Here is a 25,355-nt window from a genome sequence, read left to right on the forward strand (position 1 = left end):
GGCCTGCTACTAGATAAAAAGTAGCAGGCCATAAGATATAAGCATTTTAAAATGCTAGCTGAACGTTGTACCCGGCAAATTTTCGAATATTAATAACGCGGTCTTCATCTAACATCCAATATTGCCCTTTCACGCCTTGTAAAACGCCTGAAAACGCAGGTGTCTTATCCAAATTTAGCGATTTAATTTTGACTGGGTAGTCTTCAACAGGGTAGTGAATATCGTGAATAGTGCTGTTCACTTCTGATACCGCTTGAAGCCCTTTTTCCTGTTTCAATGCGTCTAAATCGTTTTCGATTTTTTCCATTAGTTCAGTTTTTACCTTATCTAAGTCAACCTCATCAGGTTTGCCCTTAAGCATGGTACGCCAATTCGTTTTATCAGCGATATGGTCTTTACATAAGGTTTCAACCAATCCACTGGTAAGCCTATCAGGCACACGTAGCATAACAGTGGCTTGGGTTGCGCCTTGATCCATCCAGCGCGTTGAAACACCATCACTAATCTGACGGGTGATGCCCACCTTTACTGTGCCAGTGTTTGCTAAGTAAACGAAGTGCTCACTAAAACAATGTGCTTCTCCCCACTCAGGCTCTCTGCACGTGCCTTCGTGATAATGGCATTTTTCAGGTTTAATAATGCAACTGTCGCATTGGGCAAGTGAAATCAAGCAAGGATAGCAATAACCCTGGTTGAAGCTCTTCTTGGTTTTTCTGTTACAGTGCACACAATTTATGTCGCCGGAATAGGTCACGGTTATCTCTTTGCCGATAAGCGCGTTTATATCTATCAACTCATCGCCAATTGGCAGTGTGTAATGTACGGTATTATTTTCATCGGCAGAGGTGCGCATCTTTTTTAGCGCACCTGAGTATATAGTTGTCACGGTTATAACCTTTTCTCAAATTAACGTTATCAAAATCAAAACGTTGAAGACTTAATTGCGTATTGTGAATAATCGAATGATTAGTCGCTTAATTCACCGCGCAAGTTCTGAGTAAGTAATCGACACACCTCGTCAAAAGCCAGGTCTTTGCTTAGTAAATAATGAAGTTTTGCAAGCGCAGCCTCTGGCGTCATATCACTTCCAGAGAGTACTCCAACTTCTTGGAGGCCATGCCCTGTTGCATAACCACCCATGTTGACCCGACCACGCATACACTGCGTGCAGTTCAATACGGGAATTTCCCTTGATTTAGCATATTTAAGCTGGGCAATAAGTTCAGGGTTTTGTGGTGCGTTACCCACACCGTAACTTAAAAGTATAAGGGCGTTGACCGGTTGTTGAAGCGTATTCTTTATTACCTCAGGCGCTATGCCCGGATAAAGGTTTACCATACCAATGGGCTGGGCTTTAACGTTTGAAACCGTTAGGCCGTTATCTGGTGCGCGTGCCATCGTACCCGCTTTAAGGCGAATGTTAATTCCCGCTTCTAAGAGAGGAGGGAAGTTTGGTGAATCGAAGGCGCTAAACCCGTCAGCGTCGACCTTTCGACTGCGGTTTCCGCGCAGTAGCCTGTTGTTAAAGAAAAGCCCCACTTCAGCAATGGGAAAGTTCGCGGCAACATACAACGAATTAAGTAGATTGACTTGTCCATCAGAACGAAGTTCAGCCAAAGGAATTTGAGACCCTGTCACAATGACTGGCTTTGACAAATCTTCTAGCATAAAACTTAGCGCTGAGGCGGTGTACGCCATGGTATCAGTACCATGTAAAATGATGAAGCCATCATACTTATCGTAGTTGGCGGAGATATCATCTGCAATGCGTTGCCAATCAGAGGGGTCCATATCTGATGAGTCGATAAGGTTATCGTACTCGTGCAATGTGAAAAGAGGCATCTCAGTTCGATGAAACTCCGGCATCTTTTTCAATGTATCTGACAAGAAGCCGGCAGCAGGCACATAGCCTTGTTTAGAAGGCTTCATACCAATTGTTCCACCGGTATAGGCAATATAGATATGTTTGCGCATTACGTGACCTTTAACATCTGTTTGAAAAAACTTTCAAAGGGAGATAGCGAATTTGACGGGCATTCTATCAATACCCACGGCGTTGTCACCCCGTAATAACAGTCCGCATAGATAATTACCCACTTATCTATGCGGATTGGTATAATACTTACTTAAAGCTCATCAAGTAAGTGGAGATATGGTCCACTAACGAGTGATGAGAGCTAGTATTTCGCGCTATCTGAGATGAGCTAGGTACAAAAAAAGCGGTGATGAACACCGCTTTTGAGAGTATCGACAGTCTTTAACGGCCGTGATTTTCATAGATTTTCATAACTATGCGAGTGGCCTAAATACACGCTGTCGTTATTTGACTTCTTTGCCTGCTGCTTGCTGATCGGCATGGTAGCTTGAACGAACCATAGGACCGCATGCTGCATGCTTGAAACCGATTTCTTTTGCATAGTCACCTAGGGCATCAAACTCCTTAGGGTGCACATAGCGTTTTACCGGATAGTGGTGGCGACTAGGTTGCAAATATTGTCCTAGCGTAAGCATATCAACATCGTGAGCGCGAAGATCATCAAGTACACCTTGGATCTCTTCGTTTTCTTCACCCATGCCCATCATAAGACCAGATTTGGTCATTACGTTAGGATGTTGCGCCTTGAACTTTTTAAGTAAGTCTAGTGACCACTGGTAGTTAGCACCCGGACGACATTCACGGTACAAGCGAGGAATGGTTTCCAAGTTGTGGTTAAATACGTCTGGGACTCCATTTTTGAAAATTTCTAACGCTCGGTCCATACGCCCACGGAAGTCAGGAACTAATACTTCGATAGTTGTGGTTGGGCTGTGCTCACGTATTGCATTGATACAGTCTACAAAATGCTGCGCACCACCATCGCGTAAGTCATCACGGTCAACAGACGTGATAACAACATAACGAAGTTTCATTTCAGCAATGGTTTTCGCTAGCTTTTCTGGCTCCTCTGCACTTGGGGGCAGGGGCTTACCGTGCGCTACGTCACAGAACGGACAACGACGAGTACAGATATCACCTAAAATCATAAAGGTGGCAGTACCGTGGTTAAAACACTCAGCAAGATTAGGGCAGCTTGCTTCTTCGCATACCGAGTGAAGGTTATTTTTGCGAAGCGTTTGCTTTATGTGATCAATTTTCTCGGTAGTACGAGGAAGTTTGATTTTTATCCACTCTGGCTTACGCAGCATCTCTTCTTTTTCAGAAGGAATAATAGTGACTGGAATGTGTTTTACTTTTTCGTCATCACGGAGTTTTACCCCCGCTTGAGGTCGTGCGTTACTCATCAAAACCTTCTTTGTATGTTGGTTCCGCAATAGAAAGTGCTTCTAGTAATAAATGCGTTAATTCATTACCCGCGGTTTCAAGCGTAGTTGGACCATTGAGTCGAGCGGTATCTATCATTTCCATACCGGCATAACCACAGGGATTAATACGCTGAAACGGTGATAGGTCCATATTAACATTTAATGCCAAGCCGTGAAACGAGCAGCCATTACGTATTCTTAAACCTAGCGAACAAACTTTTCTTTCGTCAACATAAACACCCGGCGCATCGGGCTTCGGGTATGCCTTTACACCATACTTTTCAAGTAGTCCGACCACAGCTTCCTCCATGGCGGTTACTAAGTGACGCACACCTAGCTTTCTACGTTTTATATTGAGTAAAAGATAGATAACTTGCTGACCTGGCCCGTGGTAGGTAACTTGACCGCCACGGTCGACCTGTACTACCGGGATGTCACCAGGCATGAGTATATGCTCAGCTTTTCCTGCCTGTCCTTGGGTGAAAACGGCGTCGTGTTCTACTAGCCAAATCTCATCTAGCGTGGTCTCTCCACGTTCATCTGTAAAGCGTTTCATTGCCTCAAAGATGGGCTCATACGGCTGACGTCCTAGCTGACGAATAATAACGCCATCGGTGTCAGCTAACGTCGACTGCTCATTCACTTAAAGTACAACCCTAACAAGCTCTAATTTAGCCAGTTCAGTGTAGATGGTTTCCATATGCTCTTTGCTCGTCACTCGCACACTAACTGAAACCGAGTGATAGGTACCTTTACTACTTGGTTTTACATTAGGTGAATAGTCGCCAGGAGCATGTTCCTGAAGACAGCTTACCACCTGTTCAGGTAGTTTCTCATGGGCAACGCCCATCACTTTAAACGTCTGGTGAGTTGGAAAATCTAGTAATTCGTCGAAACGGGTATCCATGCGATATCCTTGGTACTTAAAATATCATATAAAAAAACGGCCAGATTGTAACAAATCTGGCCGCTTCACAACTAGCTTTTTAACGTTTTCAGTACGTGAACTTACTCGTCGTCAAATCCTAGCTGAAGCATAATGTAGTCTTTAGCGCGATTAAAGAAGCTCCCTTCTTTAACTTCTTGAAGGGTTACCAGTGGGTAACTAGCTACATCTTCACCGTCTAGCTGCAGGTAGAGTTTTCCAACAACCTGACCTTTTGCCAGAGGTGCTTCAAGCTTGTTGTCCAGCTCAAAGTTAGCTTCTAAATTAGCCGCTTGTCCACGGGGAATAGTAATGGGGGTAGATTGATTAATTCCAAGGTCTACCGTTTCTCTATCACCCATATAGATACGATGCGCTACAAAGCTATGGCCAGCTTGATAGGGAGTAAGCGTTTCATAAAAACGGAAACCGTATTTAAGCAGCTTTTTGTTTTCCACTTTTCGGGCACGTTCGCTGTCAGTGCCCATTACTACAGAAATAAGACGCATACCGCCTTGCTCTGCTGAGGTGATTAAGCTGTAACCTGCATCTGAAGTATGGCCTGTCTTTATACCGTCTACGTTAAGGCTTTTATCCCACAACAGGCTGTTGCGGTTATACTGCTTGATACCGTTGTACGTAAATTCTTTTTCGCTGTAAATTTTGTACATCTCTGGCGTTTCTGCAATAAGTGCGCGAGACAAAATGGCCATATCACGAGGAGTAGTGTAGTGATCTGGGTCGTGTAACCCGTGTGCATTGACCCAATGTGAACCCGTCATACCAAGAGACGCAGTATGTGCATTCATCATGCTAGCGAAGGCAGACTCTGACCCTGCAACGTGCTCTGCCATGGCTACGCATGCGTCATTGCCTGATTGAACAACGATACCTCGTAATAAATCTCTTACTGAAACTTGTGTACCCACTTCGATAAACATTTTTGAAGAGTCAGGGAATTTTTTCGCCCATGCATTTTCAGAAATGGTAACTTCGTCATCTAAGCTGATATTGCCTGCTTGAAGTTCTTTACCGATAACGTAGATAGTCATAATTTTGGTTAAACTTGCGGGCGCAAGCTGCATGTCCGCATTTTTCGATGCGATGACATTGCCTGTTTCATAGTCGGTAAGTAAAAAACCTTCAGCAGCAACTGTTGGTGCAGGCGGTGTTACTACAGCAGCGTTTGCTGTAATTAGTAAAGAGCCCATTACCAAAAAGGCAAATGAAAGTAATGACGGTTTAGCGCGTTGAATTATTCTGAGCATGGTTCTAATTTCTTTGACCGTTTTATCCGTGTGAGTTAAAGCTTACCCTATTGTTGCGGAGACCGCGAAGCGAATACCGCAAAACATGGCTACCCAAATTTAGCTTTTGTCCAGTTCGTAACCGAATCATTAATGCCAACCCTGATTTATCAAAGGGCTAAGCTAGATCCTAACGAAAGGATGCCTATAAGACTAGGTTGTATCAAAAAAGTTTACGTCTTAGTAGGTGTTAGACGAAGAAACCGTGATATTGCCTGCTGAATGACACAAAGATGCCACAATATAGATGATTTAGTAATCAACCTGCAGTGTCATGGAAAAGGAGAGGTAAAATGGATTACAAGGCGTGGGTTTTTCGTGCTCACGTTTTAATAAAGAGCCTTCATTTTGCTTACAGCATTTGAGTTATAGCGTAGGCGTTCGGGTAGCCATTTTGCTTGAGTTGCTGCAGCACTTCTGCAACGACAGCCTCGTCGTGGATAGGGCCCAGTTGAAGTTTATAAATGTTATCGGCAACAGGGAGGTGGGCCGGAATTTGATATAGCGCCGATAAAACATTAGAAATAGATTTCGCTTTTTCAGCGTTAGATAGTGCTGCGACCTGTATGTAGATACCGTTACCGACTTCACTACTGCTTTTTGTCGCCGTTTCAGGGGAATTTGTATTCACTGCAACTTCAGGTGACGGCACTACATCAATACCAAGATATTCGTCATAAGAGACCGTGGGACCATTACCTACGGTAACATTGTTGTGTTCGTCAAAATGGATAACTTCTAATTTGACCTTGGCCGTGCCTTTGCTGTGATAGCCTAATTTGACTGCTGCTGCATAAGACAGGTCAATAATTCTATTGTCGTGAAACGGGCCGCGGTCGTTAACGCGCACAATTGCCTGCTTGTTATTCTCTAAGTTGGTCACGCGAACATAAGAGGGAAGAGGTAGAGTTTTGTGAGCGGCGCTCATGGCGAACATATTGTAAGTTTCGCCATTTGAGGTTAAATGGCCATGAAATTTTTGACCGTACCAACTCGCGTAGCCTACTTCTTCATAACCTTTACCACTGTTCATTGGCGTATAGTGTTTACCAAGCACTTTGTATGGCCTGCTGTTAAACATGCGATACGCCTCATACTTAGGCACGGCATCCAATGTTTCTGGTGTCTTGGCTACGTGCTTTGGTGCAGAGTCTTTGTGCTGTGTATAGCGACTATTTTGTGTTGGCGTGCTCTGGCACCCGCTTAGCAGTAATCCTACTAGAAGGGCTGCACCATATTTATAGTACTTCCGGTTTGCCAGTTTTTCGATAAGCATTACACGTACTGAAATCAGATGATGCAACATAGGGTTTATCTAGACATTAATCGTTTTTGTGTGGCTATTGCCATTAGAATGCCAAATCCGGCCATCAAAGTCACCATAGATGTACCACCAAAACTCACCAAAGGTAGGGGAACACCTACAACAGGTAGTAACCCCGATACCATGCCCATATTCACAAACACGTATACAAAGAAAGTCAGCGTTATACTGCCACCTAGTAATTTTGCATAGGCGTCTTGTGCTCTGCTTGAAATAATTAGACCGCGCAAAATTATGAAAAGATAAATAGCCATTAAACACATTACGCCTGTCAGGCCGAATTCTTCACTAAATACAGAAAATATAAAGTCGGTGTGTCGCTCGGGCAAAAACTCTAATTGAGATTGAGTGCCCTGTAGCCAACCTTTACCATCAACGCCACCCGAGCCGATGGCAATCTTCGATTGAATAATGTGATAACCAGAACCCAGCGGATCGCTCTCTGGATTTAAAAACGTTAATACGCGCTGTTTTTGATAATCCTTCATTAAAAAGAACCACATGACCGGCGCAAACGCGCCAATAAGGGCACCGACTACAGAAATAAGCCTCCAGCTCATGCCTGCAAGAAAGATAGCGAATACCCCCGAACTTGCTATAAGCAGTGATGTACCTAAGTCTGGTTGTTTAGCAATAAGGATTGTGGGTACGACAACAAGGGCAAACCCCAAAATAATATGGGCGCTGCGAGGCGGTAGGGTAAACTTACTGATATACCACGCTACCATCATGGGAACAGCTAACTTCATTAATTCTGAAGGCTGAAAGCGTATAAAGCCTAAATCTAACCATCGCTGCGCACCTTTACCCATATCGCCAAATAGCAAAACGGCGATAAGCATGAGTAGGCCACCGACATAGGCATAGGTGGAGAAAAAGCGATATACGCCGAGGGGGAATTGAGCTAACACAAACATAACAACAAAGCTAAAGCCAAGGCGAATGAACTGTCGTTCCATTTGCTCCATGTCTTGGCCAGATGCTGAATACAGCGTAAATAGACCCACACCACTTAAAACAAGTAAGCCAACCAGCAGCCATCCATCGATATGAATCCGCTGTAGTAAATTAATTTTGTTGGGGTTTATAGTCGTTCTTTTCACTGCGATGCCCCTAACATTAAATCATTTTGTGCGGTTTCTTCATTTTGAGTGTCGAAGATACGGTCTCGAAAATAAAAGTCCATTATTTGACGGGCTACCGGTGCCGCATTTTTACTTCCGCCACCTACATTTTCCAGTACCACAGTCACAGATATTTCAGGGTCTTCAAACGGCGCGAAACCAACGTACATTGCATTGTCTCTTAGTCGCTCGTCTATTTTAGACGCGTCGTATTTTTCGTTTTGTCCCACAGTAAATAGCTGGGCCGTCCCGGTTTTTCCCGCTGAGTCGTATGGTGTATCGGCAAAGGCATGTCTAGCGCCGCCTTCTTCACCACTTACCACGTCTCGCATTGCGTTTAATACCACATCCAGATTGTCGCGGTTTTTAATCTCGATAGGACGAAGCGATTTGAGGGGAATAAGGTCAACCGACGTATCGGAATTCATATATCCTCTTATTAATTGAGGAATATAACGTTCGCCAGCGTTTATCAATGCGTTGACGGACGTGTTTAGTTGGATCGGGGTGGTAGTCCAGTAGCTTTGTCCTATACCAACAGGAATGGTATCACCGATATACCATGGTTGGTTAAAGCGCGCTCGCTTCCATCCACGGCTGGGCATGTTAGCGTCTGACTCTTCGTACAAGTCAATTCCGGTGAAATCGCCGAAACCAAATTCATACATGGCCTCACTGATTTTATCGATACCAAGTTTGTAGGCCAGTTCGTAGTAATAGGTATCACACGACACTTCTATCGCTTTCGATACGTCAACTTTACCGTGCCCCCATCTGCGCCAGTCACGCCACACGTGTGATACGTTAGGTAGCTTGTAGCGACCTGTGTCAGTGATGGTGTAATCTTTTGTGATCACACCTTCTTCCAAGCCTACAAAGCCGAGATGTGGCTTTATCGTTGATGCTGGAGGGTATTGTCCTTGAGTGGCGCGATTTATAAGGGGGCGGTCGGGGGAATTTAAAAGCGCAGAATAGTTTTTACTGCTGATACCGTGGACGAATAAGTTCGGATCGTAACTGGGGTTCGAATAAAGGGCGAGTACACCGCCGGTTTTGATGTCAGTTACCACGACCGCGCCGCGCATGCCGTCGATAATACGCTGCGCTTCTAACTGAAGTTCTAAATCGAGATTCAGCACGATATCTTTGCCAGGTGTTGGCGGTTCTACACTTAGGACGCGAATAATGCGCCCCTGATTATTCACCTCTACCTGCTGATAACCCACCTCTCCATGCAGTAATTCTTCGTGATACTTTTCTATGCCCAGCTTGCCAATGTCATGCGTAGCCGCGTAGTTATCTTCTTGGCCAGCTTCAACCAATTTTTGTAAGTCTCGCTTGTTAATACGCGCAACGTAACCTAGTGCATGGGTGAGCGTTTCTTTATAAGGGTAGTGACGGGCCAAACGGGCTTCAATTTGTACACCGGGGAATTTGTGTTTGCTCGCCGAAAATAACGCAACTTCTTCTTCCGTAAGCTGTGTACGCAACGCCACAGGTTTGAATCGACGAGTACCTTTCAGCGTTGACTGAAAGCGCTCCAATTCATCGTTTGTTATTCCCATTAGAGCGGTTAAATCGGCAAGTGTTTTGTCGATATCTTCGACGTCTTCAGGGATAACTTCTAAACTAAAAACAGGGCGATTTTCTGCTAGAAGAACACCATTACGGTCGTAAATTAGCCCTCGGTTTGGCGCGATAGGCAGAACTTTTATCCTATTGCCGTTTGAGCGGGTTTGATAATCTTCGAACTGAGTAACTTGCAGGGAATATAAGTTATTTAGCACTATTCCTAACATTGCGACCACGATGATAAATGCTATGGTAGCGCGACGAGCGAATAAGTTTGCTTCAGCAGAGTGGTCGCGTATTGCCTGGCGTTTTCGTTGCATTGACTTCCTTTGCATTAGCGGAACAACACCTTATTCACGGTGATAAGGGTGGTTTTGCGTCACCGACCAAGCACGATATAAGCTCTCTGTTAGGATAATCCTGACAAGAGGGTGTGGAAGGGTTAAAGCCGACAACGACCATTTTTGTTCTGACGCGGAAATACACTCTGGAGCAAGCCCTTCAGGCCCACCGATAAGGAGACTAACGTCCCTCCCGTCCATTTTCCAGTTATCGAGTTGCTTAGCGAGTGTCGGTGTATCCCAAGGTTTACCTGTAACTTCTAACGTTACAATGCGGTTACCTTTTGGAATGGCGGCAAGCATAAGCTCGCCTTCTTTTTCTAAGATGCGTTTAATGTCGGCGTTTTTCCCCCGTTTGCCCGCAGGGATTTCGGTAAAAGAAACCGGCATATCACTAGGAAAACGGCGTATGAATTCATCAACACCCGTATTAACCCAGTTCGGCATCTTTGTTCCAACGGCGACAATCTGTATACGCACTTAACTTTACCTTACCTTACCTTACTTCAGGATTTACTGTTTCACTTACGCAATAAAGGCCATACACAACTAAGTATGGCCTTTACCGACCGTGCTACTGCTTGCGACAAGCGGCAGGTTAAACCGCTATGACCACAGTTTTTCTAACTGATAGAAATCACGAGTTTCGTCTTGCATAACGTGCAAAATAACATCGCCAAAGTCGACAAGTACCCATTCGCCAGTCTCTTTACCTTCCACACTTCCGGGAGCGTGGCCGGCATTTTTTGCTTCTACCATTACATTTTCTGCAATAGAAGAAACATGGCGCTTCGAATTACCAGAACAAATGATCATTGTGTCTGTAATGCTAGATTTGCCGCGAACGTCTAATTCAATAACATCACGGCCTTTCATATCGTCAATTTTGTCTTTAACAAACTGTTTGAGCTGTTGACTCTCCAAGAGTTTTCCTCACTTACTTAACTTTTATATAACTGATGTTCGTTGATGTACTTAAGTACATCCTCTTCTAGCCATCCGTTGATAGAGGAACGATTTAATACATCGGCCTTCGCAGGCTTTGCTATACCAGATAGCACATCTCGAATTTCAGTTGATGAAACACTATAAAGTGGTGTGTCGATTAATAACACGTGACCAGCAGGCTTTTCGTGTATAACACGTTTTTCGCGAGTCACATGACAATCTAACCACGTTTGTACTGCGGGGGGAGGCGAAAATATTTCATCGTCTCTACGCATTACCACTAAGTGACAATAATCGAGCAGGTGTTCCCACTCGTACCATTTATCTAGATTATACAGCGAATCTGCGCCAATGAAAAAACAGATTGTGTCAGCGCTTTTTTCCTTTAAGGCGCGCAGCGTTTTTACCGTGTAAGATGGCGATGGTAAAGACAACTCGATCAATTCTGGAATAAGTCTTTCATTGGTTTGAGCGCACAGTTCAATCATTTTAACCCGGTGAGTCTCTGACACACCAACGGACTTATGGGGCGCAAGCTTGCAGGGCATCAGATGTACATGCGTAATCCCAATTTCATCCGCAGCTTTTAAGGCAGCAAATATATGGCCTTTATGTGGAGGATTAAACGTTCCGCCAAGAATGGCTTTCACAGTGGACGTAACTCGGGGGTGTGTTGTCTCGCGCACTACATATTGCCTTTATGCTTGAAGCAGTGGAATGTTGCGTAAGTCCATCCCCATGAACATCATGCAAAGATGACACATTTCAACGTATGGGCGAGCAACCACATTTTGCTTAAACGCATGGTCTGATTTCGTGAGCGCTTTTTGAATATCTTCTAGCTGAGCAAGGCTAAGCCGATTTAAAGCACTTTGGTAAAAACCCTGTCTGTTACGCCATATACCAAACTTTTGCCATTGAATAGGTGTACCGCTTTGCTGCGCTAGCTTCAACTTCCACAGCTGTTCCCATTCTCTGATGAGCGCCCAGATAATAATGTTGGGCTCTAGACCTTCACTTTCTAACCGATAAAGCATCTTTACACAGCGCGTGCTATCACCGCTTAGCATTACGTCAACCAGCTGAAATACGCTAAAGCGTGACTGGTCTACCATGGCTTTTTCGATCTGCTCTTCAGTGATTGACTGCTGAGGATAGAGCAGGGCAAGTTTGTCAACTTCCTGTTTGGCAGCCAGCATATTTCCTTCGCAGAAATCGGCAATCATTTTAGCGCCAGACGCTGATACTGTGAGGTTGTGCGACTTTAGCTGCTGGTTTAGCCACGCATTAAGCTGATTGCCTTCAAGGGGATAGCATAAGACTGACGCACCCATATCGTCCAAAACTTTGAACCATTTGCCGCGCTGTACGTCTTTGCCAATTTTAGGGCCGTGTACCAGTAACAAGATATCCGGGTTTAGCGACCCAGCAACCTCTTGCAGCATTTTACTGCCCTCAGAGCCTGGCTTACCAGTAGGTAATTCTAATTCAATGAACTGCTGGCTTGAAAAAAGCGACATACTTTGTGTCGCTTCTATAAGTTGGTTCCAGTTAAAGCCGGTTTCTGCGACCAGCACTGTGCGTTCTTCAAAACCATTGGCTTTGGCTTTAGCACGAATTTGCTCAATAACTTCAAATTTTTGCTGGGGTTCATCGCCGAACACTAAATAGGTTGGACGAAGTGTTTTTGCTATATCTTGGCTAAATTGATTTGGATAGATTTGCATGCTTATGGCTGATTCGTTGATAAAGCCGGCGCTGCAGTGGCTTGGCTCGAGAGACGTCTAATCATGATGTCTGCTGCCTCGTCGCGCATTTCACTTAACATCAAATCAAGCTCTCGTGATTTCGCAAGTACTTGGTCAGGATCGTCCTGGTAATCTCTTACCACCTCAAATTGGGCCAAAACGGCTTCTTTTCCGGGAAACTGAACGCGATAGCGAACAACGTAGATAAGCTCGTATTCTGCCACTTGCCCAGAAGGGTAGACAGAAAGAAGTTGCCGTTCTAGCTTTTCAGGAAGGAGGTATATGTTGATATTTTGACTTGATGATGCAGAGTCGCTCACATCGACACGATTTAACCCGTAAACATTTAAACGTTTGTTGAGAGCACGCGCCAACGGCGCGTGTGCTCTAGCACTTTCAATGACAACTGTGTTGACGTCATCTGGCAGGCTAGGGCTACTTCTTAAGTGAAAGCCACAGCCTGTTACCAGTACCATACTCATTACAACTGCTGCGAATTGTAAGTGCTTTTTCATAGTATGCAGACCTAGTTAGCTACAATATTCACAAGCTTGCCAGGAACAACAATTACCTTGCGAATGGTTTTACCTTCGATGAATTGTTGAACGTTTGGCTGCACTTTAGCAGAAGCTTCAATGGTCTCTTTGGTTGCATCAGCGGCTATCGTCATTTTAGCGCGAACCTTGCCATTAACCTGAACAATGATAAGTTTTTCATCTTCAACCAGCGCATCTTTGTCAGCTTTCGGCCATGGAGCTAAATCGATATCTTCGCTATGACCCAATACCTTCCATAGCTCGTGAGCAATGTGTGGCGTAATTGGGTTAAGAAGCAACAAGATTGATTCACAAGCTTCGCGCATAATAGCGATGTCCTGTGCGTTTTCTTGTGGCGCTTTTTGAAGGTGATTTAGCAATTCCATTACGGCTGCAACCGCAGTATTAAAGGTTTGACGACGACCTAAGTCATCAGACACTTTCTCAATGGTCTTGTGCACTTCGCGGCGAAGGGCCTGCTGATCTTTCGACAGTGCCTTAACGTCAATAGCTTCAGGCGTTCCTTTTTCAACGTGTTCGGTTACCAGTTTCCATACACGACGCAAGAAACGATTGGCACCTTCAACTCCAGAGTCTACCCATTCAAGCGTTTGTTCAGGTGGCGCGGCAAACATGGTAAACAAACGCACAGTATCGGCACCATACTGGTCGATAACTTCTTGTGGGTCGATACCGTTGTTCTTCGATTTAGACATTTTAGTCATGCCGCCGTGAATAACTTCTTCACCGTCAGCGGTAAGCCATGCTTTAACAATACGGCCTTTGTCGTCTTTTTCTGTGCTTACTTCGGTAGGCGAGAACCAGGTTTTCTTACCGGACGCGTCTTCACGGTAGTAAGAGTCGGCTAGCACCATGCCTTGACATAATAAGCGCTTGAACGGTTCGTCAGAATTCACGAGACCTTCATCACGAAGAAGCTTGTGGAAGAAGCGAGAGTAAAGCAAATGTAAAATAGCGTGCTCGATACCGCCAATATACTGGTCTACTGGTAGCCAGTAGTTAGCAGAAGTGGGGTCCAGCATAGCGTCATTGCTTGTAGCACTCGAATAGCGTGCGTAATACCACGACGACTCCATAAAGGTATCGAAGGTATCGGTTTCACGCAACGCAGGTTCGCCGTTATAAGTGGTTTTCGCCCACTCAGGATCTGCTTTAATTGGCGACGTCACGCCGTTCATTTCCACATCTTCTGGCAGAACGACAGGCAATTGGTCTTCAGGTACAGGAACTGACTCGCCATTTTCCAAATTGAGCATTGGAATAGGTGCGCCCCAGTAACGTTGACGGCTTACGCCCCAATCTCTAAGACGATAATTTACCTTACGCTTACCACAGCCCTTGCTCTCTAACTCGTCAGCAATGCCGTTAAATGCAGCGTCGAATTCAAGACCGTTGAACCTATCTGAGTTGATCAAACAGCCTTTTTCGGTATAGGCAGACGCCGATAAATCGCACTTATCTTCATCACCTGCATTTGGCGCAATAACTTGTTGAATTGGAAGGCCGTATTTAGTCGCAAATTCCCAATCGCGCTGGTCGTGACCTGGAACTGCCATAACGGCACCAGAACCGTAGTCCATCAATACAAAGTTAGCTACCCAAATTGGAAGCTTCTCGCCCGTTAATGGGTGTACTACTTCAAACCCTGTGGGGAAGCCTTTCTTCTCCATTGTTGCTAATTCAGCTTCAGCAACTTTTGTGTTTTTGCATTCGTCGATGAAGGCCGCTAAATCTGGGTTAGATTTTGCTGCGAACTCGGCAAGTGGATGCTGCGCTGCTACCGCAACGTAGGTCACACCGTAGAAAGTGTCTGGCCGTGTAGTGTATACCGTTAAATCGGCAATATCGTTAACCGCTGACGCTAAATCGAAGGTAATTTCAACACCTTCAGAGCGACCAATCCAGTTAGCTTGCATTGCACGAACTTGGTCTGGCCATTCTTCAAGCTGTTCCAAGTCTTGTAACAGCTCTTCAGCGTAATCAGTAATCTTGATAAACCACTGTGGAATTTCTTTTTGCTCAACAAGCGCACCTGAACGCCATCCGCGGCCATCGATTACCTGCTCATTAGCCAAAACAGTTTGGTCAACAGGGTCCCAGTTCACAGTAGAGTTTTTCTTGTACACAAGACCTTTTTCATAAAGGCGCGTGAAGAACCACTGTTCCCAACGGTAGTAATCTGATTTACATGTCGTTACTTCGCGGTCCCAGTCGTAGCCAAAACCTAACGAGCGAAGCTGGTTTTTCATGTAATCAATATTTGAGTAGGTCCATTTAGCCGGTGCGGTATTGTTATTAATCGCAGCGTTTTCAGCCGGAAGACCGAAAGCGTCCCAACCCATAGGCTGCAATACATTTTTACCCTGCATGCGCTGAAAACGGCTAATTACATCACCGATGGTGTAGTTGCGCACGTGACCCATATGAAGTCGGCCACTTGGATATGGGAACATAGACAAACAGTAGAACTTTTCTTTTTCTACGTCGTCATTTGCTTTAAAAGATTGGTTATCTTCCCAGTATTGCTGAACGCGTTGTTCAATGTCTTTCGGGTTGTACTGATTATCGGCCATGAAACTTAGGCTTCCGCATTAAAAGTTAAAACGTTTATGGGTCGGTGTGAGGCGAACTTGTTGCAAATACTCTGATGGGTAATTTCGCAATATTGCCGGCTAACCGAGCGTGGGATATTCCCACATTACACATATATAGCCCAATAGAATAACCCAGCGCTAAGCTATGCCTCAATAGCTTAACACCGAACTAGGCGAATTTTATTGTCGCTTGCTTGAAAAGTGAGCATTAATTAATAAGTTAGTATGTAACCGGCGAAGTAAACTGCTATTTTTTCACTAATTCGTATCACTAAATGTAGTCAATGCATTAAGTTGCTGCGCCTGCACCTTATCAACTAAATTAACCAAATTAGCTGCATCCTCATTTGACGCCTTTTTTCCGTCAAAATGGATGTTACCCGACGCGTGATAGGTAAGGGTAACTTTTGTTTTGGGCGTGTTTCCCTCTATGGTGCTAAATTCCCACGTCAACGCACCTGTTACCCCCATTTCTTGAAGCGGTCCGAAACCACCGGTCATTATTACTTTTTTTTGAGGCTCAACGTAGCTTATGAGCATATGCACAGCGCTTGCATTATCGTTGGTCTCGCAGAAACAACCGCCAGCTTGCTCATCAATTCTCAGGGAGCCTTTCCACCACGTATGATCTTTAGGCCACCACATATCAACATGTTCAATAAAGTTAGAATAAACCACTTCGATAGGGGCATGGCTTTCACTGACGTTGGTAATTGAAAAACCCGAGTTGTCCGCGTAATTGACGTTTGCGATGCTCTTAGGCGAAAAAGCGGCACCAATGAGCAGTGTTAAAAGAGGAGCAAAGCGAACCTGCGATGTTAAAGTTGTTATTTTTGTCATTCTGAATACTCTGATTATCTGTTGCTTGTTTTCGCTTTTGTGTTGCTACTGCAGCACATTAATATTACCCGATAAGAGTAAAGCGACTCTTAGCAGAGCATGCGTGGTAAGTGGCATACCACCAAAAACAAAATATACCATATCTACATAAAGCTGGTTGTTTGTTGTGCAATTGGCGGTGCAAAGGTGCTTTATTACGGATAAGCGTTTGACACTAATGTTAATTAGGGTTTCACTTAAGTAAAGTAACGAATATAGAACAAGATGTCTGTAGACAGTAAACCATTTGCGTTAGATGTAGACGCGTTATCACCTACCATTAACCGCCGCGCGATTAATAGTGCCCTAAAAGATGAGGAAGCGCTTAATGCCACCTTTATTGGACAAGAGCGTGCCCGTGAAGCGCTAACTTTTGGGTTAGGCATTAATACAAAGGGCTATAACCTTTATGTTATGGGTGAGCCTGCGACCGGGCGTTTTACCCTAGTAAAAGACTACATAGAGCGCCAAGTATCTCAACTTTCTGCACCTGATGACTGGTGCTATATCAATAATTTTGAGGAAGAGCGTGAACCTGTAGCGCTAAAATTTCCTCCTGGTGGCGGCAAAGCGTTTCACAAAGACATGGCTGCACTTATCGATGATGTCTTAGACTCATTGCCCATTGCATTTGACAACCCGGGTTATCAACGTCGTCGCGCGTCGATATCAAGAGAGTTTGAACAAAAATATGATGCTGCGATTGACGCCGTAGAGCGTTACGCACAAGCAAACGACGTTGCGCTTTATGAAGAAGGCGGTTCAATCACCTTTTCACCTATCGTAAACGGTAAGCCTATAAGCGATACCGAGTTTGCCACGTTAACAGATGAGCAAAGAGAAGGCTTTTACACGCTTATCGACGAGCTAGAAAACAGATTAAGTGAAAGCTTATTGAGCTTGCCAACGTGGAAGCGCGAAAACTCGGAGCGTTTGCGTGAGCTCGATAAAAAGACTGCAGAGCAGGGCATTAAGCCGCTACTAAAAGTGCTTGAACATAAATACGCGTCTGAACTCGGGGTGATGAAGTACCTCAAACAGCTCAAAGCGGCCCTGGTCAACGCCGTTTTAGTCATTCACAGTGAAGAGCAGAAGGACGAGAAAAGCGACGATTTTGACAAAAAGATCTTTTTAGAAGAGCAGTTTCTACCCAACGTTTTGGTGTCGAATAAACTTGACGATGCGGCCCCTGTTATTTATGAGCCAAACCCCACGTACCAAAACCTGTTTGGTAAAATCGAGTACACCAATATTCATGGCAGTGTATTTACTAACTATCGAATGATTCAGCCTGGTGCTATGCACCGAGCAAACGGCGGCTATCTATTACTAGATGTAGACCAGCTCATTGAACAGCCTTTCGTATGGGATACTTTGAAGCTCGCCATCAAATCTCAACGTTTACGCATGGATTTACCTCAGCAAGACGTGGGTATGGTGAATAATATTACGCTCAACCCACAGCCCATCGACCTAAATGTGAAAATCGTTTTGTTAGGCTCCCGCGATTTATATTACACGCTGCAAGATTATGATGACGAGTTTGATGAACTGTTCAGAGTGTTGGTAGATTTTGACTTGGAGATTCCGGTCACAAGGCAAGCGCTTTTCGATTTCGTGGGTAAAGTACGTGCCCATCTCATACACCTTGGGCTTAAAGGTATCACAGCTAACGCCATGTGTAGGCTTGTAGAATACTCGCTAAGAATGGCAGAGCACAAAGAAAAGCTTTCAGCCCATTTCGCGGAAGTGATCGAACTGGTTAACGAAGCATACTATTTTTGCCAGAAATCTAATGCGGATACGCTAGAGCTTGATCACCTAAAGACAGCGCTGAGTGCGAAAAAGCGTCGTACTGGCCGCGTAAGTCAAACCCTTCTAAACGATATTAAAGAAGGGCACGTGCTCATTGCCACTGAAGGTAAAGCGGTAGGTAAGGTTAATGGCCTGACGGTGTTAGACATTGGCGATACAGCATTTGGTACACCTGCTCGCATTACGTCTACTGTTTTTGCGGGGGCTAGTGGTGTGGTTGATATTGAGCGGGAAGTAGAGCTTGGACAACCTATACATTCCAAAGGCGTTATGTTGCTCAACGGTTATTTAGGCAACAAGTATGCGCAGCATTTCCCGCTAACGCTCTCAGCGAATATCGCGCTGGAGCAGTCATACGGACACATTGACGGCGACAGCGCATCTCTCGGTGAGCTGGTTGCCCTTATCTCAGCGCTTACCGAAATACCATGCCTACAAACCTTGGCCATTACAGGTTCGATTAACCAATATGGCGAAGTGCAAGCGGTTGGCGGTGTAAACGAAAAAATAGAAGGCTTTTTTGACTTGTGCCAACACCGAGGTTTAACCGGTACTCAGGGCGTAATCATCCCTAAATCAAATGCGATTAATCTGGTGTTAGATGCCACGGTTATCGATGCGGTGAAAAAGGGGCTATTTCATATTTATACAGTTGAAACCGTGGACGATGCGCTTACTATTTTGATGGAGCAGGAAGCGGGTAAAATCAGCAGCAAAGGACGCTACCCGAAAAACTCTATCAACTATCACGCTGTGAACCGTTTATACAATATCGCGCTTATCGTGAACGGTGGTGATGGAGAATAAATGAAATATTAACCTTTCCTTTCAGGTAATCGTGCTACGTTTACAACAACTAGAAGTATAACGGCGACCATAGTTGTCGCCTTGTTCGCGATACTTATTTCGCAAACGTAAAAGATTTTGAGGCGATACTATGCAACCTTCTCATAATGTAGAGGCGAGAAATAATGTCACGATTCATGGTTCTGGCGATAAGGTAATTATGCTGGCTCATGGTTTTGGCTGTGATCAGAAAATGTGGCGTCACCTGCTGCCGTATCTCGATAAGCAATATAAAGTCATTCTATTCGATTATGTGGGGTGCGGTTCTTCTGACTATTCAGCTTATAACAAACAGCGTTATTCAACGCTGAAAGGTTACGCGCAAGACGTGCTAGATATCTGCGAGGAACTTAGCTTAGAAGATGTAATCTTTGTTGGTCACTCTGTAAGCAGCATGATTGGCATGCATGCGGCCATTCAGTCTCCTCATATTTTTTCAAAGCTTGCTATGATATGCCCCTCTCCCTGTTTTCTTAATTTTCCTCCTGAATATGAAGGTGGTTTCGACAAGGAAGATTTAGAAGAATTAATTAATTTAATGGACAAAAACTATGTAGGGTGGGCGAACTACTTGGCACCTCTCGTGATGGGGCAAGACAACGATGCAGCACTAACGCAAGAGCTTGAAACCAGTTTCTGCTCCACTGATCCAAAGTATGCAAAACCCTTTGCTAAAGCTACGTTTTTTGCTGACGACAGGGCTATGCTTTCTAAGCTTTCCCTTCCCACACTCATCGTACAAAGCAAACACGACAATTTAGCTTCCACCGCTGTGGGAGAGTATATGAATCAAATAATTCCAAACTCTCAGCTAAAAATTGTTGATGCACACGGACATTGTTTGCATATGACGAATCCCGCCATTGTATCTTCAATCGTAAGGGAGTTTGTCAGTTGAATGAGTGGGTAGGGGAAGATTTTCCCTGTTTATTAATAAAGTCAGATATTGAAACTACTAATATTATCTGGTTGAACCCATTTGCGTACGATTACCTTGGTTTGAAAAAGCCCGTTGAGGCGAAAATTGCCAATATTGTGTCTAAAGCCAGCTTAATTTTTTATGAAAGCTATATAAAACCCATCATTCTCGCTAACGGAAAGTACTTAGAAGTTCAAATTACATTGATTTCTGAAGGGGGAAGGCGTGTTCCCGCAGTGGCGAATTTAACGTTGTCAGACAACATTGTGTACTGGGCCATTTATGTAGCCAAAGAGCGAGATAAACTATACCAGGAATTACTAGAAGCAAGAGATCTGCTTGAAAAAAAGACGGAAGAACTCACAGCGGTCAGTCGCAAAGACTCGCTTACGCCACTGCTGAATCGACGAGCAGCGAAAGACGACATAAACGTATTAATAACCCAATCATCCCGCGCTTTTTTCCCCTTATCATTTTTGCTCCTAGATATCGATTTTTTTAAAGATATTAATGACACCTTCGGGCACGATGAGGGAGATAAGGTTTTGGTAGCGCTTTCCAACCTGCTCCTTAAACAAGTGCGTGAAACGGATGTGGTCGCTAGATGGGGTGGAGAAGAGTTTTTGATTGTTCTATATAACGCGAATATTGAATCCATCAAGTCTTTCAGCGACAGGCTACACAATGCAATCGAGACCATTGTACTTCCAAATGGTAATCCATTAACTGTAAGCATTGGTGGTGCGGTACTAGAGCAAGATGAACTGAAAGAGTCAGACGTTATTGCCGCGCAACTATTAAAAGCCGATAAAGCACTATATTCAGCAAAAGACAATCAAAGAGCGCACACGCGGATATTTGATAAAGAAAAAGGTTTTATAAGGCTCTAAACGTCTTTTAGCGCGTCGAAAAATGGCACGACCTTAAAACGTCTTTAATTTTTTGTTCTCTTTCTGGCAGTGAAATGAAAAAAGGGAGCAACGCGCTCCCTAATTGATATTGAGCTTACATTTATTTAGGCGGCATACGCAAACCGCCATCCAAGCGGATTGTTTCACCATTTAAATAGCTGTTATTTGCCATATGTATAACCAACTTAGCAAACTCTTCGGGCAGTCCTAATCGCTTAGGGAATTGCACGTTGGCAGATAGCGCATCTTGCACTTTTTCAGGCATGGCAAGCAGCATAGGTGTGCCCATTACGCCGGGCGCTATTGTGTTTACTCTTATACCTAATGGCGCTAAATCTCGGGCCATTGGGAGCGTTAACCCGATAATGCCGCCTTTACTGGCAGCATAAGCCGTTTGACCTATTTGACCTTCGTAGCCAGCAACTGATGCTGTATTTACAATAAGACCGCGTTCACCTTCATCATTAATCGGTGGTTGTTTTGCCATGGTAGCGGCGACCAAGCGCGAAACGTTGAAGCTTCCCACTAAATTGATGTCTATTGTTTTTTGAAAATCACCAAGGGGAGCAGGATTGCCTTCTTTATCAAGTAAACGTTTAGCGGGGGCAATACCAGCGCAATTGACGACGAGCGAGATAGCGCCGAACGTTTCCGTTGTAGCGTCGATAGCTGATTGAACCGATGCTTCATCGCGTACGTCTACTTTGTTGAAAATGGTGTTGTCTTTACCTAATTCTTCAACGCGTTGTGCGCCAACTTCGTCATTAAGATCGAAAAGGCTAACATTCGCACCAGCGTCTCGAAGGGCGATAGCGGTGGCGTGGCCAAGTCCGGAGCAACCGCCGGTAACAATGGCAGTGAGATTATTTAGCGTCATAATTTTCCCTTAATCCGTATTTTCACTATTATTAATGCGATGTTAACGGGAAGTAAGAGAAAAGACTATGGTGCCGATGTGGATCGGCACCTTTAATTCAGCTATTTTGCAGCTACCTTGGCAACTGAATTTTACAGTCTTCACTTTGACGGTAGATAATTAGCGTGTGGCCGATTACTTGAAGCTTAACTGAGTTGGTTTCACGAACAATGGCGTCCATGATAAGCGCTTTTTCTTCGCGGTCATCGGTAGGCACCTTAACTTTAATTAATTCGTGGTGATTAAGGGCGTTGTCAATTTCTGCAACCACCCCTTCGGTAAGGCCGTTTGCGCCTAGCTGCACAACAGGTTTTAGCGGGTGTGCAAGGCCTTTAAGAAATTGTTTCTGTTTGTTTGAAAGTTTCATGTATTAATAATTCTTACAATTAATCTGTTAGTTTATGCTTGAAATAACGTATTCTAACGCCATCTTCTCTACAATCCTAATGACATTGTATTGGAATGACAAAAAAGAAACACTCCGCCAGCAGTAAACGCTGGCTCACAGAACACGTTAACGACCATTATGTGCAAAAAGCGCAGAAGGAAGGTTGGCGATCGCGAGCTATCTACAAATTGGAAGAAATCCATAAAAAAGATAAGCTTATCAAACCAGGAATGACGCTTGTAGATCTCGGCGCAGCCCCAGGTGGCTGGTCGCAGTTGGCAGCTCAGCTTGTTGGCGACAATGGTCAAGTTATCGCATGCGATATTTTGCCCATGGACCCCATCGTTGGCGTCGACTTTTTACAAGGAGATTTCAGAGAGGACGCTGTTCTCGACGCACTATTGAACAGAATCGGTGGGAAGACCGTAGATATAGTGTTGTCTGATATGGCACCGAATCTGGCAGGAAATGCGTCTGTTGATCAATCGCGCTCTATGTACCTTTGCGAACTAGCGCTCGATATGTGTCATCAGGTTTTAAAGCCCGGCGGTTCGTTTGTCATAAAGGTGTTCCAAGGGGAAGGGTTTGTTGAGTTCATGAACGCGCTCAAACAATCTTTCACCACCATTAAGACACGTAAGCCAGACTCGTCCAGATCACGGTCTCGTGAGGTGTATTTGGTGGCTTGTGGGTATAAAGTGTAGTACGCTTTGGGTTAAGCGGTTTTCGTTGCGAGTTGTGTCGTTTATTCAATAAACAACTTGTTGGATATACAAGCAATTCGGGTTTATAGAGGTTATTAGCATTGAGCGATATGGCAAAAAATTTAATCTTATGGTTAGTCATCGCCGTTGTTTTGATGTCGGTTTTCCAGAGCTTTTCACCGAGTGAATCGTCTCGTTCGCAAACTGACTATACAACGTTTTTGAGAGAAGCAGAGCAGGGAAATATTCGTGAAGTTCGCATTAATAATAGTGGCGAAATTCGCGGTACTAAGCGTTCAGGCGAAACTTTCCAAACTTTCGTACCTTACTTCGATGACAAGTTGGTCTCTGACTTAGTCAAGAATGACGTAAGGGTTTATGGCGAGCCACCAGAAGAGCAGTCTCTTCTTACATCAATTTTTATTTCATGGTTCCCCATGCTTTTGCTTATCGGTGTGTGGATATTCTTCATGCGTCAGATGCAAGGTGGCGGCGGCCGTGGTGCCATGTCTTTTGGGAAAAGCAAAGCCCGCTTACTTGGTGAAGACCAAATTAAGACAACGTTTGCTGACGTAGCTGGCTGTGACGAAGCGAAAGAAGATGTATCTGAACTGGTAGATTTCTTACGTGACCCGTCTAAGTTCCAAAAACTAGGTGGTAAAATTCCGAAGGGCGTATTAATGGTAGGTCCTCCGGGTACGGGTAAAACTTTGCTTGCCAAAGCTATTGCAGGCGAGGCAAAAGTACCGTTCTTTACTATCTCTGGTTCTGATTTCGTCGAAATGTTTGTAGGTGTTGGTGCTTCACGTGTTCGCGACATGTTTGAGCAAGCGAAAAAAGCGGCGCCATGTATCATCTTTATCGATGAAATTGACGCGGTAGGTCGCCAGCGTGGTGCCGGTTTAGGTGGTGGTCACGACGAGCGTGAACAAACGCTTAACCAAATGCTTGTTGAAATGGATGGCTTTGAAGGTCACGAAGGTATCATTGTTATCGCTGCGACAAACCGTCCTGACGTACTAGACCCTGCGCTTCTTCGTCCGGGTCGTTTCGACCGTCAAGTAGTGGTAGGTCTTCCAGATATTCGTGGTCGTGAGCAAATCCTTAAAGTTCACATCCGCAAAGTGCCAGTGGCTGACAACGTAGAACCATCAGTTATTGCTCGTGGTACGCCAGGTTTCTCAGGTGCTGATCTTGCTAACCTAGTAAATGAGGCTGCGCTGTTTGCTGCACGCGGTAACAAGCGCCTTGTTTCAATGGAAGAGTTTGAAAAAGCGAAAGACAAAATCATGATGGGCTCTGAGCGTAAATCGATGGTGATGTCTGAGTCTGAAAAAGAAATGACAGCTTATCATGAAGCAGGTCACGCCATTGTTGGTCGTTTAGTGCCAGAGCATGATCCGGTTTACAAAGTGTCTATCATTCCACGTGGTCGTGCATTAGGTGTGACTATGTACTTGCCTGAACAAGACCGCGTAAGCCACTCTAAACAGCATCTAGAGAGCATGATTTCTAGTCTGTTTGGAGGAAGGATTGCGGAAGCAGTTATTTATGGCGACGACAAGGTTACAACCGGGGCATCTAACGACATCGAGCGCGCTACTGAAATTGCTCGTAAGATGGTAACCCAGTGGGGTCTATCAAGTAAGATGGGTCCAATGCTTTACGCTGAAGATGAAGGTGAAGTATTCTTGGGTAAATCTATGTCGAAGGCAACGAATATGTCTGACGACACGGCGCGTGCTATCGATGCGGAAATTAAGTCATTGATTGACCGCAACTATGAGCGTGCTCAGAAGATCCTTGAAGACAACATCGATATCTTGCATTCAATGAAAGACGCACTAATGAAGTACGAAACCATTGATGCGAAGCAAATTGATGACCTAATGAACCGTACCGACGTTCGTCCTCCAGCAGATTGGGACGACAGCAAGCCATCTGGCGGTGATAAGCCAAGTGGCGGTGCACCGGTACGCGAAGGTGAAATTAAAAACGACGGCGTAGACAAACCGTCAGTGGGCAAGCCGGGCGATATCCCAAGCTAAGTCCTTATTAATATTGAAATAAAAACGCCAGTATATCTGGCGTTTTTTATTGGCGCGGGCCTATCATCGCCTAGATGTTTTATAGTTATAACTTTCACTTGAGTCGTATTAGTAGGCTATAAAGGCATTTATGTCAGTTTGCTCTAATACTTCTGGTAAAGTAAAAAAATAATATCGCAGGTAATC

The 25,355-nt window shown here is 44.6% G+C and carries 23 protein-coding genes; 5 read left to right on the plus strand and 18 right to left on the minus strand.

What is annotated here, in order from left to right; translation table 11 throughout:
- Positions 1–46 precede the first annotated feature (46 nt).
- From C6Y39_RS10285 to C6Y39_RS10360, 16 genes are all read right to left on the minus strand, one after another.
- Entirely contained in the window at positions 47–886 is an 840-nt protein-coding gene (locus tag C6Y39_RS10285; protein ID WP_105931158.1) for a DUF2797 domain-containing protein, read from the minus strand.
- A gap of 80 nt (positions 887–966) precedes the next feature.
- The gene (gene ansA, locus C6Y39_RS10290) at positions 967–1,974 is read right to left on the minus strand and encodes an asparaginase (protein ID WP_105931159.1); all 1,008 of its coding nucleotides are present in this window, start codon (positions 1,972–1,974) and stop codon (positions 967–969) included.
- A 345-nt stretch (positions 1,975–2,319) separates the two neighbouring features.
- A complete protein-coding gene (gene lipA / locus C6Y39_RS10295; RefSeq protein ID WP_105931160.1) occupies positions 2,320–3,282 on the minus strand; it encodes a lipoyl synthase in 963 nt (320 codons plus the stop codon).
- Entirely contained in the window at positions 3,275–3,946 is a 672-nt protein-coding gene (gene lipB, locus C6Y39_RS10300; protein ID WP_105931161.1) for a lipoyl(octanoyl) transferase LipB, read from the minus strand. The genes lipA and lipB overlap by 8 nt, the downstream gene beginning before the upstream one ends.
- Positions 3,947–4,210, minus strand: coding sequence for a DUF493 family protein YbeD (ybeD, locus tag C6Y39_RS10305; RefSeq protein ID WP_105931162.1), 264 nt, complete (start codon positions 4,208–4,210; stop codon positions 3,947–3,949).
- A 101-nt stretch (positions 4,211–4,311) separates the two neighbouring features.
- A complete protein-coding gene (locus C6Y39_RS10310; RefSeq protein ID WP_173358630.1) occupies positions 4,312–5,496 on the minus strand; it encodes a D-alanyl-D-alanine carboxypeptidase family protein in 1,185 nt (394 codons plus the stop codon).
- Between the two features lie 391 nt (positions 5,497–5,887).
- A complete protein-coding gene (locus tag C6Y39_RS10315; RefSeq protein WP_105931163.1) occupies positions 5,888–6,841 on the minus strand; it encodes a septal ring lytic transglycosylase RlpA family protein in 954 nt (317 codons plus the stop codon).
- 5 nt (positions 6,842–6,846) lie between these two features.
- Complete coding sequence (rodA, locus tag C6Y39_RS10320) at positions 6,847–7,962, minus strand: rod shape-determining protein RodA (RefSeq protein WP_105931164.1); 1,116 nt, start codon at positions 7,960–7,962, stop codon at positions 6,847–6,849.
- Positions 7,959–9,875 carry a penicillin-binding protein 2 gene (gene mrdA, locus C6Y39_RS10325; protein ID WP_105931165.1) on the minus strand — a complete coding sequence of 639 codons (1,917 nt, stop codon included), beginning with the start codon at positions 9,873–9,875 and terminating at the stop codon, positions 7,959–7,961. Before mrdA ends, rodA begins: the two co-directional genes overlap by 4 nt.
- 30 nt (positions 9,876–9,905) lie before the next feature.
- A complete protein-coding gene (gene rlmH / locus C6Y39_RS10330) occupies positions 9,906–10,376 on the minus strand; it encodes a 23S rRNA (pseudouridine(1915)-N(3))-methyltransferase RlmH (protein ID WP_105931166.1) in 471 nt (156 codons plus the stop codon).
- Between the two features lie 126 nt (positions 10,377–10,502).
- Positions 10,503–10,820: a ribosome silencing factor gene (gene rsfS, locus C6Y39_RS10335; RefSeq protein WP_105931167.1), complete on the minus strand. Its 318-nt coding sequence runs from the start codon at positions 10,818–10,820 to the stop codon at positions 10,503–10,505.
- 17 nt (positions 10,821–10,837) lie between these two features.
- Positions 10,838–11,530, minus strand: coding sequence for a nicotinate (nicotinamide) nucleotide adenylyltransferase (gene nadD, locus C6Y39_RS10340; RefSeq protein ID WP_240618863.1), 693 nt, complete (start codon positions 11,528–11,530; stop codon positions 10,838–10,840).
- A 12-nt stretch (positions 11,531–11,542) separates the two neighbouring features.
- Positions 11,543–12,571 carry a DNA polymerase III subunit delta gene (gene holA / locus C6Y39_RS10345; RefSeq protein ID WP_105931169.1) on the minus strand — a complete coding sequence of 343 codons (1,029 nt, stop codon included), beginning with the start codon at positions 12,569–12,571 and terminating at the stop codon, positions 11,543–11,545.
- Positions 12,572–12,573: 2 nt separating this feature from the next.
- Positions 12,574–13,107, minus strand: coding sequence for an LPS-assembly lipoprotein LptE (locus C6Y39_RS10350; protein WP_105931170.1), 534 nt, complete (start codon positions 13,105–13,107; stop codon positions 12,574–12,576).
- Positions 13,108–13,118: 11 nt separating this feature from the next.
- A complete protein-coding gene (gene leuS / locus C6Y39_RS10355) occupies positions 13,119–15,722 on the minus strand; it encodes a leucine--tRNA ligase (protein WP_105931171.1) in 2,604 nt (867 codons plus the stop codon).
- Between the two features lie 279 nt (positions 15,723–16,001).
- Positions 16,002–16,583 carry a hypothetical protein gene (locus tag C6Y39_RS10360; RefSeq protein ID WP_105931172.1) on the minus strand — a complete coding sequence of 194 codons (582 nt, stop codon included), beginning with the start codon at positions 16,581–16,583 and terminating at the stop codon, positions 16,002–16,004.
- A gap of 264 nt (positions 16,584–16,847) precedes the next feature.
- On the opposite strand from C6Y39_RS10360, the gene C6Y39_RS10365 reads away from it, so the two are divergent.
- From C6Y39_RS10365 to C6Y39_RS10375, 3 genes are all read left to right on the plus strand, one after another.
- The gene (locus tag C6Y39_RS10365) at positions 16,848–19,244 is read left to right on the plus strand and encodes a Lon protease family protein (RefSeq protein ID WP_105931173.1); all 2,397 of its coding nucleotides are present in this window, start codon (positions 16,848–16,850) and stop codon (positions 19,242–19,244) included.
- A gap of 130 nt (positions 19,245–19,374) precedes the next feature.
- The gene (locus tag C6Y39_RS10370) at positions 19,375–20,181 is read left to right on the plus strand and encodes an alpha/beta fold hydrolase (protein WP_105931174.1); all 807 of its coding nucleotides are present in this window, start codon (positions 19,375–19,377) and stop codon (positions 20,179–20,181) included.
- Positions 20,178–21,092: a GGDEF domain-containing protein gene (locus C6Y39_RS10375; protein WP_167390645.1), complete on the plus strand. Its 915-nt coding sequence runs from the start codon at positions 20,178–20,180 to the stop codon at positions 21,090–21,092. The genes C6Y39_RS10370 and C6Y39_RS10375 overlap by 4 nt, the downstream gene beginning before the upstream one ends.
- A 121-nt stretch (positions 21,093–21,213) precedes the next feature.
- Here the strand turns inward: C6Y39_RS10375 and C6Y39_RS10380 are convergent, their stop codons facing one another.
- Positions 21,214–21,990 carry a 3-hydroxyacyl-CoA dehydrogenase gene (locus C6Y39_RS10380; protein ID WP_105931176.1) on the minus strand — a complete coding sequence of 259 codons (777 nt, stop codon included), beginning with the start codon at positions 21,988–21,990 and terminating at the stop codon, positions 21,214–21,216.
- A gap of 112 nt (positions 21,991–22,102) precedes the next feature.
- Positions 22,103–22,396 carry a ribosome assembly RNA-binding protein YhbY gene (yhbY, locus tag C6Y39_RS10385; protein ID WP_105931177.1) on the minus strand — a complete coding sequence of 98 codons (294 nt, stop codon included), beginning with the start codon at positions 22,394–22,396 and terminating at the stop codon, positions 22,103–22,105.
- Between the two features lie 95 nt (positions 22,397–22,491).
- On the opposite strand from yhbY, the gene rlmE reads away from it, so the two are divergent.
- Positions 22,492–23,121 carry a 23S rRNA (uridine(2552)-2'-O)-methyltransferase RlmE gene (gene rlmE / locus C6Y39_RS10390; protein ID WP_105931178.1) on the plus strand — a complete coding sequence of 210 codons (630 nt, stop codon included), beginning with the start codon at positions 22,492–22,494 and terminating at the stop codon, positions 23,119–23,121.
- Between the two features lie 101 nt (positions 23,122–23,222).
- The gene (ftsH, locus tag C6Y39_RS10395; protein ID WP_105931179.1) at positions 23,223–25,169 is read left to right on the plus strand and encodes an ATP-dependent zinc metalloprotease FtsH; all 1,947 of its coding nucleotides are present in this window, start codon (positions 23,223–23,225) and stop codon (positions 25,167–25,169) included.
- Positions 25,170–25,355: the final 186 nt, after the last annotated feature.

It is taken from the genome of Alteromonas gracilis (assembly GCF_002993325.1).
Lineage (GTDB): Bacteria > Pseudomonadota > Gammaproteobacteria > Enterobacterales > Alteromonadaceae > Alteromonas > Alteromonas gracilis.